At 59.4% G+C, this 10784-nt stretch carries 9 protein-coding genes and 1 pseudogene; 9 read left to right on the top strand and 1 reads right to left on the bottom strand.

The window, feature by feature from the left end:
- Positions 1-210: 210 nt before the first annotated feature.
- Together NE547_RS17530 and NE547_RS17525 are read left to right on the top strand one after the other, a co-directional pair.
- Positions 211-1908: a recombinase family protein gene (locus NE547_RS17530; RefSeq protein WP_256176579.1), complete on the top strand. Its 1698-nt coding sequence runs from the start codon at positions 211-213 to the stop codon at positions 1906-1908.
- Positions 1909-1964: 56 nt separating this feature from the next.
- Positions 1965-2099 (top strand): annotated as a pseudogene (locus NE547_RS17525) (IS200/IS605 family transposase); the annotation flags it as partial.
- A 138-nt stretch (positions 2100-2237) separates the two neighbouring features.
- Here NE547_RS17525 and NE547_RS17520 read toward each other — a convergent pair.
- Positions 2238-2714, bottom strand: coding sequence for a DUF4830 domain-containing protein (locus NE547_RS17520; protein WP_186906202.1), 477 nt, complete (start codon positions 2712-2714; stop codon positions 2238-2240).
- A 243-nt stretch (positions 2715-2957) separates the two neighbouring features.
- On the opposite strand from NE547_RS17520, the gene NE547_RS17515 reads away from it, so the two are divergent.
- The 7 genes from NE547_RS17515 to NE547_RS17485 all read left to right on the top strand — a co-directional run bounded on the left by NE547_RS17515 (position 2958) and on the right by NE547_RS17485 (position 10763).
- Positions 2958-3668 carry a pseudouridine synthase gene (locus NE547_RS17515; RefSeq protein WP_186906201.1) on the top strand — a complete coding sequence of 237 codons (711 nt, stop codon included), beginning with the start codon at positions 2958-2960 and terminating at the stop codon, positions 3666-3668.
- A gap of 186 nt (positions 3669-3854) precedes the next feature.
- Positions 3855-4946, top strand: coding sequence for a CdaR family transcriptional regulator (locus tag NE547_RS17510; RefSeq protein ID WP_186906200.1), 1092 nt, complete (start codon positions 3855-3857; stop codon positions 4944-4946).
- Between the two features lie 70 nt (positions 4947-5016).
- Positions 5017-5709, top strand: coding sequence for a cell division ATP-binding protein FtsE (gene ftsE, locus NE547_RS17505; RefSeq protein WP_186906199.1), 693 nt, complete (start codon positions 5017-5019; stop codon positions 5707-5709).
- Positions 5693-6583, top strand: coding sequence for a permease-like cell division protein FtsX (gene ftsX, locus NE547_RS17500; protein WP_186906198.1), 891 nt, complete (start codon positions 5693-5695; stop codon positions 6581-6583). Before ftsE ends, ftsX begins: the two co-directional genes overlap by 17 nt.
- Positions 6584-6769: 186 nt before the next feature.
- The gene (locus NE547_RS17495) at positions 6770-8032 is read left to right on the top strand and encodes a peptidoglycan DD-metalloendopeptidase family protein (protein WP_256176578.1); all 1263 of its coding nucleotides are present in this window, start codon (positions 6770-6772) and stop codon (positions 8030-8032) included.
- An 82-nt stretch (positions 8033-8114) separates the two neighbouring features.
- Positions 8115-9242 carry a S41 family peptidase gene (locus tag NE547_RS17490; RefSeq protein ID WP_256176577.1) on the top strand — a complete coding sequence of 376 codons (1128 nt, stop codon included), beginning with the start codon at positions 8115-8117 and terminating at the stop codon, positions 9240-9242.
- A gap of 90 nt (positions 9243-9332) precedes the next feature.
- On the top strand, positions 9333-10763 hold the full coding sequence (locus NE547_RS17485) for a MerR family transcriptional regulator (RefSeq protein ID WP_256176576.1): 1431 nt from the start codon (positions 9333-9335) through the stop codon (positions 10761-10763).
- Positions 10764-10784 lie beyond the last annotated feature (21 nt).

The following is a 10784-nucleotide window of genomic DNA, read 5'->3' as shown; positions in this document are numbered from 1 at the left end:
CTCCTTTCAGCGACCGCTTTGAACTTAAAAAGGATGATAAAGTACATGGGATGACGCCGGTGGGCGTCTTTTTTACTGCCTTTCTTCCGCTCGGAGTAAATGAACAGGCACTTTGTCAACAGCCCCACTTTGTCCAGAGGTGGAGTCATCCTTGTTGTACCCCCGGTACAGAGGTATAATATAGATGTAATGTGATAGGAAGGAGGACACATGGCAAGAACAGCAAACCGGGGGACAATGAGTGCCAGTTCCCCAACTTCATACAATGTGATGCGCTGGAGATTAGGGAAATACATCCGCCTTTCTAAAGAAGATTTGCTCCGTGGCCGTGATGAAAGCAACAGCGTTGTAAACCAGCGGCGGCTCTTGGAACAATACCACCAGGCCCACCTGGATGAGTTCTATGAGGGTGCGGAAGCGGACGTATATGTGGATGACGGAAAAACAGGTACAGACACCAACCGCGAGGACTTTCAGCGGCTCCTGTCCGATATATCCAGCGGCAGAATTAACTGCGTGATTGTAAAAGACCTGTCCCGCCTTTCCCGAAACTATACCGATGCCGGAAACCTGATTGAAAATCTTTTTGTCCGGCTCAATGTCCGTTTTATCAGCTTGGCAGAGGGCGTGGACAGCTACCGCAACCCCGACAGCGTATCAAATATTATCGTCCCCATTACCAATGTGATGAACGATCAATACTGCTACCAGACCTCAAAGAAAATCCGTCAGGTGTTTGATATGAAGCGCCGCAACGGTGAGTTTATCGGTTCGTATGCTCCGTATGGGTATGTGAAAGACCCCGGCGACAAACACGCCTTGCTGATTGACCCGGAGGCCGCCGAAGTAGTTAAAAGCATTTTTTCCATGTTTCTGTCTGGCATGAACAAGCGGGGGATCACCTATTATCTGAACGATCACGGTATCCTTTGCCCCACGGCCTACAAGAAACAGCAGGGGCTCAAATACAATGCTCCCAACGCCCAAAGCAATCCTATGTGGAGCACGATCACCATAGACACGATCTTGAAAAACCGTGTCTATGTGGGGGATATGGTGCAGGGCCGTCAACGGGTGAAAAGCTATAAAATTCATATCCAGGAGCGGGTGCCGGAGGAAGAATGGTTTATCGTAGAAAATACCCACGAGGCCATAATTGACCGGGAAACCTTTGATAAGGTGCAGGGACTGCTCAAGCGCGACACGCGCACGGCTCCAAAGGCAAAGCAGCTTTACTTGTTCAGCGGCTTTTTGAAATGCGCCGACTGCGGCAGGGCAATGTCCCGGATCGCTTCAAAAGGCATCTATGTCTATTACCAGTGCGGAACATATAAAAGTCTTTCAAAAAAGGCTTGCACCATGCACTCCATCAAGAGTGACCGCCTGGAGGCAGGCGTCCTGTTTGCAATTCAACAGCAAGTACATTTGGCCGTTGCCTATTCAGAGCTGGCGTCCCGTATCAATTCCGCTCCCCTCAAAAAAAGCAAGTCAAAGCGGCTGGAGGATACCATCGCTGCAAAAGAAAAAGAGCTTGCTAAAATCATGCGATATAAGCAAGCACTTTATCAAGACTGGAAAGACGGGGAGATCACCCGCAACGATTACCGCCACATGAGCGAGGACTATAAGCGGCAAGCCGAGGCCCTAAACAATGTCCTGCGGACGCTGACAGACGAGCAGGAACAACTGGAAAACGGCGTGGATGCGGAAAGTCCTTTTCTGGCCGCGTTTCTCAAATATCAGAACATCGACAAGCTGTCGCGGGAAATTCTGGCCGAGCTCATTGATTATATTAAAGTTTACGAGGGCGGCAATATTAGCGTGAAATTCAAATACGCTGACGAGTTCCGCCGCATGGCTGAATATATCGAGCTCAACGCCCCTATGGTTCAAGAGGCTGCGGGCTGATATATAGCCCGATTACCTAATCCGTTTGCTGGTTTTCCTAATATATATATTGTCCATATGTAGACACAGTAGGAAGGAACAAAAAGCAAATAGCGGAATATATCCGAAACCAATTAGAATCGGACCAGCTGGCGGATCAACTGGGACTTAAGGAGTTCGTGGACCCGTTTACGGGTCGCCAGAACAAATAGGCGCAGCGAAAACCCCTTAAGGGGCAGCCCGTGAAAGAAATGCGGTCGGCAAACCTTTCGGGGCCCCTTAAGGGGCTTCGTCCGTATCATGCCCTTCTAGGGCTTACTCAAGCCTCCGGCTTTGCCGGAGGTTTTGACTCATGCAGGCATTTCCAAACCGTGGATAAAGCCGCCCAGCTGGGGAGAGAGCACATCCGCGCCGATTACGGTGTTCTTGTAGATGAGCAGTCCGGCCAGAATGCCGCTTTCGCCGGTTGGATAATTGGTGATCTCATAGGTATAGCGCTTGACCCGCTTGCCGCAGTACTGGGTCAGGTCGAAGCCCTGAGAGGACTGCAGCTCCAGATACTGACCATAGGTCTCGTCGAATGCTTCCGGGATGACCAGTTCCTCCACGGAGACCTCCTCCGGGGCTACGGTCCAGCCATAGCTCTCCAGATAGGCGATCCGATCTTCTCCGGTCTTGATTCCCTTTGGGCTGGCCGCGGTGGAGACTGCCGCCCCCTGGGCGTTTTGTAATACGGCGGCCGCCACCAGTACGCCGCAGACCACGACGGCCGCTGCCGCCACGGCCGCGAGGCGCCCGCGATGGACCTTGGCGGTGAAGATAAACACAGCGCAACGCTCCCTTCCGAAAAACAGTCGTGGTAATCTGTATGTTTTTTTCGGGAGGTCTATGATAAAATAATCGAAAAAGGACAACCAGAAGCGCGAAGGCGGGCGGAGCAGCGGACGAAGACACGCAGCGAAGCAAACGGACCGGAGGCGCGCAAGCGCCGCAGGACGGCTTGCGCAGTCGGAGAGGCGTCGTCCGCGCGGAACGGACGTGCCGCGGTGAAACGGAGGTTGAGGTGTGATATGGAGCGATTGGATAAGCTTTTGGCCAATACGGGCCGCTGGTCCCGCAGAGAGGCGCGGGAGCTGGTGCGTCAGGGCCGGGTGACGGTGGACGGCGCGGCGGCCGCCGCGCCGGAGGAGAAATATGAGGCCGGCGCCTGCTTCGCGGTGGACGGGGAGATTATTTCCGGGGAAAAGCGGGCCTATGTGATGCTCCACAAGCCGGCCGGGCTGCTCTCCGCTACCGAAGACCCCCGGCGGCCCACGGTGATGGAACTGCTCCCGGAGCATCTGCGCCGGATGGGGCTTTTCCCGGTAGGCAGGCTGGACAAGGATACGGAAGGCCTGCTGCTGCTCACCAACGACGGCCCCCTGGCCCACCGGCTGCTTTCCCCCAGGCGGCATGTGGATAAGACCTACTTTGTCCGGGCGGACCGGCCCTTCGACGGGGCGGATGAGGCGGCGTTTGCCGCCGGTATGGTGCTGCGGGACGGCCTGCACTGTCTGCCCGCCCGTCTGGAGCGGCTGGACTGTCCGGAAGAGGCGTTGGTGACCATCCAGGAGGGAAAGTACCACCAGATCAAGCGTATGGTGGCATCCCAATATAAGCAGGTCGTCTATCTGAAGCGGCTGAGCATGGGAGCGCTGAAGCTGGACCCGGCGCTGGAGAAGGGGGCGTGGCGGTACCTGACGCCGGCGGAATGCGCCGCCCTGCGGGATGCAGGGGACTGAACCGGGCGGCGGCGGTCCTGCGATCCGGCCCTTGGTCTCTGTGTTTCAGAGTATTTCGGCAATTTCCACAAAAAACTTTTCAAAACCTATTGAAAAGGTCGAAAAGACCCGGTATAATAAGGGACAACGAGTGTGTCGTCAAAGCCCCTCAATGCAGAGGAATCAGAAAAAGGGAGGCTATCGCTTATGTCCAGCAGAGTGTTTCAAAGCGTTGTCCTGCAGATGAAGGACAGCACAGACCGGGCCATTGGTGTGATCGATTCCGAAGGGACGGTGGTGGCCTGCAACGAACTGAGCTGTATCGGGGAGCATTGGCCTGCAGCCGTGGAAGCGGTCAACGCCGGTGAGGGCGGCGTCGTCCGCTACGAGGGGCGCACCTTCAAGGCCCTGCAGGGCTGGGGGTCCCAGTTCGACTACGCCGCCTTTGCCAAGGGGGACGACGCGGAGGCGCGTACCCTGTGCACCATGGCCACCGTGGCCCTCAACGGCGCGAAGACCTATTATGAGGAAAAGCACGACAAGGCGACCTTTGTCAAAAACATTATCTCCGACAATATCCTGCTGGGCGACATTTATGTGCGGGCCAAGGAGCTGCATTTTATCTCCGAAGCGCCCCGGGCGGTCTTCCTGATCCGTCAGGTGGAGACCACGGAACCCGCCCTGATCGACGTGGTACAGGGCATGTTCCCCGACAAGCAGGTGGACTTTGTCCTCTCCATCAGCGAGACCGACGTGGCCCTGATCAAGCAGCTCTCCGACGCCACGGAGGGCAAGGACCTGTATAAGCTGGCCCGCCAGATCGAGGAGACCGTCACCGAGGAGCTGCACGTCAAGATCGTCATCGGGATCGGCACCATCGTCACCCACATCCGGGAGCTGGCCCGGGCCTACAAGGAGGCCCAGGTGGCCATCGACGTGGGCAAGGTCTTCGACACTGAGAAGTCCATCATCAATTACGAGAATCTGGGCATCGGACGGCTGATCTATCAGCTGCCCACCACCTTGTGCGAGATGTTCCTCCAGGAGGTCTTCAAGAAGAACCCCATTGACTCTTTGGATCAGGAAACGCTGTTCACCATCAACAAGTTCTTTGAAAACAACCTGAATGTGTCTGAGACGGCCCGCAAGCTCTTCGTCCACCGCAATACCCTGGTGTACCGCCTGGAGAAGATCAAAAAGCTCACGGGCCTGGATCTGAGGGAATTCGATGACGCCATTACCTTCAAGGTGGCCCTGATGGTGAAGAAATACCTCCTCTCCAGAGGAATCAAATCCTGACGATGATAGAGATCAAAATTGACAATTGACAATGCAACGTTGTCAATTGTCAATTTTTTGAGGTACATACATGATACGTTTGATCGACATCCAGAAGGCTTACGATAACGGTACCAAGGCCCTGAAAGGGGTCAGCTTCCGCATCGACGACGGGGAGTTCGTCTTTCTGGTGGGCCCCTCCGGTTCCGGAAAGTCCACCATCATCAAGCTCATTACCGCCGAGATCGCGCCCAACGCCGGGCGGCTGATGGTCAACGGGTACAACCTGAACAACATCCGCCCCCGCCAGGTGCCCTACATGCGGCGCACCCTGGGGGTCATCTTCCAGGACTTCCGGCTGATCGAAAAAAAGACGGTGGAGGAGAACCTGACGTTTGCCATGCGCACGGTGGGGGCCGCTCCCCGGGAGATCCGCAAGCGCATCCCCTATGTGCTGGAGCTGGTGGGGCTGGATCAGAAGGGGGCGTGCCGTCCCACCGAACTCTCCGGCGGCGAGCAGCAGCGGGTGGCCATTGCACGGGCGTTGGTGAACAATCCCCAGATGATCATTGCCGATGAGCCCACCGGCAATCTGGATCCCCAGCGCTCGCTGGAGATCATGATGCTGCTGGAGCGGATCAACGAACTGGGCACCACCGTACTGGTGGTCACCCACGAAAAGGAACTGGTCAACCGCTTTGCCAAGCGTGTGGTTGCCATCGAGAACGGCAGGGTCATCAGCGACGAGACGGGCGGGTATTACAACGATGAAACAACGATATGATTTCGGATATTTCCTCTCCGAAGGCTTCCGCAGCATCTTCACCCACGGCTTTATGTCCTTTGCCGCGGTATGCATGATCGTCTGCTGCCTGTTGATCATGGGCTCCTTCACCTTGGTGGCGGTGAATGTGGACCATATGCTGGGGGACCTGGAGCGGGAAAATGAGTTTACGGCTTTCGTGGACGAGCGCTACACGCAGGAGCAGACCCAGGCCCTCCAGGCCACGCTGGAGGCCATCCCAAACGTGGCCTCCGCCACCTTTGTCAGCAAGGAGGAAGCGCAGGAAAATTTTGCGGCGGACAAGGCGGATAACGAGCTTTTTGCAAGCCTGCCCGCCACGGTCTACCGGGACCGCTACCGCATCCATGTGGACGAGATCCAGCGGATGGAAGATACCGTGGCGCAGGTGGAAGGCACGGCCGGCATCGCCAAGGTGCGGGCCGAGCTGGAGATCGCCGAGGGCTTCGTGGTGGTGCGCAACATCGCGGGGGCGGTAGCCGTCATTTTGGTGGTGATCCTGCTGCTGGTGTCGCTCTTCATCATCTCCAATACCATCAAGCTGGCCACCTTCAACCGCAGGGAGGAGATCGCCATCATGAAGATGTGCGGCGCCACCAACTCCTTTGTCCGCTGGCCCTTCGTGTTTGAGGGCATGCTGCTGGGGCTGACGGGAGCCGTGGCGGCCTTTTTCCTGGAGTGGGGCGTATACACTCTGGTGGGCAGCGCGATCACCACATCGGACACCATCGCCCTGATCACGGTGCTGCCCTTCCAGCCCATGGCGCTGCGGGTGCTGGGGGTTTTTGCCGGTACGGGCCTGGTCATCGGTGTTGGCGGCTCGGTGTTGGCGATTCGAAAGTTTTTGCAGGTTTGATACGGCGGTTCCATTCCCGTCATGATGGGAATGGAACCGCGCCCCGCCGGCGTGTGCGCCGGGTTTGTGCCCGCGGGACGCAAGGCCTGTCTCACAAATATTCAGTGCGCTCTGCGCGGTCAAAGCAGCTTAAGCCGTTTTGATTGAATATTAGTAGGAATCGGACGGATCAAAAGGAGAACCATCGTGACAAAAAAACAGCAAAAGCAGCCTCAAAAGCAAAAAAAGCAGAAGACCGATTGGCGGCGTGTGATCGTGGCCGTGCTGGCGGCGTGCATGGCGCTGCTGCTCCTGCTGCCCATGTTCACCATGATCCTGGGCGGCGCAGGGGCGGTGACCCAGGCGGAGATCGACGCGCTGAAAGCAGAACAAAGCGAAAGCAAAGCCCGCCAGCAGGAGCTGAAAGAGCAGCTGGCTGCGGTCAAGGACGACCAGGCCAAGGCCCAGCAGCAGCGGCAGATCCTGACCCAGCAGTTGGATGCCATTCAGGCGGAGATCGACAATATCGATCAGCAGATCGTCTATTACGACGGGGAGATCGCGCAGAAGGAGGAGGAGCGGCTGGAGGCCGTGGCCCGGGAGGAGGAGCAGTACGCGCTCTTCTGCAAGCGGGTGCGGGCGATGGAGGAGGATGGAAATGTCTCCTACTGGTCCATTCTGTTCAACGCCGAAAGCTTCTCCGACATGCTGGACCGTCTGGCCGACATCAACGACGTGATGGACTATGACAACGCCGTCATGGAGCAGCTGGTGGAGACGCGGCGGCAGATCGAGTCCATCAAGGCCGAACTGGAGAGCGCCAGGGCTGAGCAGGAGGACGCGCGGGCCCAGCAGGAGGCCAAAAAGGCCGAGCAGCAGGAGAAGGTGGCGGAAGCCCAGAAGCTGCTGGATCAGATCAATGCGGACATGGCGGAGGTAAACCGCCAGCTGGACGCGGAGAGCGCGGCCGCCGCCGAGATCCAGGCGGAGATCGCCAAAAAGCAGAAGGCGTTGGAGGAAGAGCGGCGGAAGAACAATATCACCATCGACACGGAGAGCAATTACATGTGGCCCCTGCCGGGCTATAACCGGCTCACCTCCGCCTTTGGCTACCGCATCCATCCCATCACCAACAAGGCCCACAGCCATACCGGCATTGACGTCCCGGCCCCGGCAGGAACCCCGATCCTGGCGGCCAAGAGCGGTCAGGTGGTCACCTCTGCCAGGCATTCCTCTTACGGCAATTATGTGGTCATCGACCACGGCAGCGGCAGCTCCACCCTGTACGCCCATATGAGCTCCCGCAACGTCGCCGAGGGGCAAATGGTCAAGCAGGGGGATGTGATCGGCTATGTGGGCACCACCGGCAGTTCCACCGGCAACCACCTGCACCTGGAGATCCGGGAGAATTATACCCGCATCAACCCGGAGAGCAAATATACTTCCATGAGTTTTGTACGCGATTACTGATGGATGCGTGTGTTGGGAGCAGGCGGAGGGCAAAGGCCCTCCGTCCGCTCCCGCTTTTTCTTAGACAGAAAGGAACCTGAGCATGAAGACAAAACGCTTTTCCGTCCTGCAGCTGATCCTGGCGGTGCTCCTGACTGCCGTTGTGCTGACCGGCGGCGGCCTGCTGGCCCTGCGCGCCGTGGTGGGCCAGGGCGGCCTGGCCCTGCTGGAGGGCCTGTTTCTGGTCCACACCCGCTTTGTGGGAGACTATGACACCGCCGCGGTGGTAGACGCGGCGCTGGAAGGGATGGTGGACGGACTGGGGGACCGGTGGAGCTACTATCTGACTGCCGAGGAATATGAGGCCCAGAATCAGCGCCGGAAGAACCAGTATGTGGGCATCGGCGTTACCGTCAATTACGAGCGGGAGGAAGGACTTTTGATTTTGGAGGTGACGGAGGGCTCTCCGGCGGCGCAGGCCGGCCTGCTGGCCGGGGAGCTCATCACCGCCGTGGACGGGCAGTCCCTGGCGGGAGAGGCGCGCTATGACGGAGCCGACCGGATCCGCGGGGAGGCGGGGAGCACCCTCTCGCTGGAGGTGCGCGCCCAGACCGGTCAGACGCGCACGGTGGAGGTGCGTCGGGCCGCCCTGGACAGCAACCCGGTGGAGTATGAACTGCTGGAGGGGCAGGTGGGCTATGTAAAACTCTCCAATTTCTATGAAAACAGCGCCCGGCGTCTGGAAGCGGCGGTGACCGCGCTCCAGGAGCAGGGGGCGCGTGCCCTGGTGTTCGATATGCGCGACAACGGCGGCGGCTATCTGACAGAGCTGACCGATATGCTGGACTTTTTGCTGAACGAGGGGCCCATCTTCATCAGCCGGGACCGGCAGGGGCACGAGACGGTGACGGAGTCGGACGCGGACTGCGTGGACCTGCCCATGGCGGTGCTGGTCAACGCCAACACCTACTCGGCCGCCGAGTTTTTCGCCGCGGAACTGCAGGAGCGGGGCGTGGCCGTCCTCGTGGGCGAGCCCACCAGCGGCAAGGGCTATTCCCAGCAGACCTTTCCGCTGCCCGGCGGCAGCGCCATGGCCATCTCCACCGGGGCCTACTTTACCGGCAGCGGGAAGTCGCTCATCGGCGCCGGGCTCACCCTGGACCGGGAGGTCGAGCCGTCCGGAGAGGGAGACGCCCAGCTGGACGCGGCGCTGGAGCTGCTGAAACCGTAGCGGGCGGGCCTGCGCCTTCGTTTGAGAAAAAAAGCTTGACTGTAAACCCGCTTTATCCCTTATCCTGAGACCGATAAGGAGGCGCATGCCATGAATGTCAGCCAATTGGAGACGCTGCTGGACATGACCCGGGCCAACATCCGCTTTTACGAGCAGGAGGGGCTGGTCTGCCCCCGGCGGGAGAAAAACGGCTACCGGGATTATTCGGAGGAGGACACGGACACCCTGCGCAAGATCAAGCTGCTGCGTCAGCTGGGCCTGTCGCTGGAGTCCATCCGGCGCCTGCAGCGGGGGGAGCTGTCCCTGGATGCGGCGCTGCGGGAGCGGGAGGCGCAGCTGGCTGCGGAACGCTCCGAGCTGGAGTGGGCGGCCGGTATCTGCCGGCAGATACGTCAGGAGGGGGCGGAATACCAGGCGCTGGACGCCCGGCGGTACCTGGAGCGGCTGGACCGGCCTGCGGCGGGGGAGGGGCGCTTTACCCTGGATACCGACGCGCTGCCCACCGTCTCCCATCCCTGGCGGCGGTACTTTGCCCGGTCGCTGGACCTGGGCGTGTACGGCCTGCTGTGGGCGGCGGTGCAGCTGCTGGTGCTGCGCTGGAACCCGGACCCCAATGTGCTCGTTCGCCTGCTGGAGCGCTATATCGGCTATGCACTGATGCTGGGGGTGGAGCCGCTGCTGCTCTGCACCCTGGGGACCACCCCGGGCAAAGGACTGTTTGGCCTGGAGGTGCGGGACGGGAACGGACGGAAGCTGAGCTTCCGGTCGGCCTTTCGACGGACTTGGGGCGTCTTTTGTCAGGGCATGGGCTGCGGGGTCCCCATCTACCAGCTCTACCGCAATTATAAGAGCTATCGTGCCTGCGAGCGGGGGGAGGCCCTGAGCTGGGAAGCGGAGACCGTTTACCGCATCCAGGACGATCGCGCCGTCCGGTGCCTGGGGTACGTGGCTGCGGAGGCGGCGGTTTTTGCACTGCTCCTGGTGCTGACGGCGCAGGCCTTTCTGCCCATCCACCGGGGGACGCTGACGCCGGAACAGTACGCGGACAACGTCAATGATATGAGCCGCTTTCTGCAGCTGGACTCCGATGAGCGGATGGAGGCGGACGGCACATGGAGGGATGGAGCGCCGCACGGCGGCGTTGTGATCGACCTGTGGGACAGCGGCCCGACGCCCGCCCACCAGCTTACCGTCACCGATGGACAGGTAACCGGTGTGCGCATTGAGATAGAGCGGAGCGGGGTCCAGCTGATCGGCTCCTATACCGTGCAGAAGCAGCTGGCGGCCATTGCGCTGTGCGCCGCGCAGAAGAGCTATAACGGGATCTCATGGATGAAAAGCGGCGTGCTGGACGCCATTGCCGAGCAGGGCTTTGCGGACTACACCCTCCAGGCGGGGGACGTGACCATTACCCAATCGGTAGAGCAGCGGGGATACCTGGATGGAACGGAATTCCTCTTCGCACAGGAGGGAGCGGACCCCTACCTCCACCTGGTCTTTACCCTGGAAAAAACAAGCTGAGGCGGCGGGCTTAGCCCGCCG

This window comes from Flavonifractor sp. DFI.6.63 (assembly GCF_024462255.1).
Taxonomy (GTDB): Bacteria; Bacillota; Clostridia; order Oscillospirales; family Oscillospiraceae; genus Lawsonibacter_A; species Lawsonibacter_A hominis.
Note: the sequence above shows the minus strand (reverse complement) of the source record. Positions and strands in the feature narration are given on the sequence as shown.

Excerpts from the sequence above, each read along its gene's own strand:
- NE547_RS17530 (WP_256176579.1), top strand. The coding sequence starts at position 211 with ATGGCAAGAACAGCAAACCGGGGGACAATGAGTGCCAGTTCCCCAACT.
- NE547_RS17515 (WP_186906201.1), top strand. The coding sequence starts at position 2,958 with ATGGAGCGATTGGATAAGCTTTTGGCCAATACGGGCCGCTGGTCCCGC.
- NE547_RS17510 (WP_186906200.1), top strand. The coding sequence starts at position 3,855 with ATGTCCAGCAGAGTGTTTCAAAGCGTTGTCCTGCAGATGAAGGACAGC.
- ftsE (WP_186906199.1), top strand. The coding sequence starts at position 5,017 with ATGATACGTTTGATCGACATCCAGAAGGCTTACGATAACGGTACCAAG.
- ftsX (WP_186906198.1), top strand. The coding sequence starts at position 5,693 with ATGAAACAACGATATGATTTCGGATATTTCCTCTCCGAAGGCTTCCGC.
- NE547_RS17490 (WP_256176577.1), top strand. The coding sequence starts at position 8,115 with ATGAAGACAAAACGCTTTTCCGTCCTGCAGCTGATCCTGGCGGTGCTC.
- NE547_RS17485 (WP_256176576.1), top strand. The coding sequence starts at position 9,333 with ATGAATGTCAGCCAATTGGAGACGCTGCTGGACATGACCCGGGCCAAC.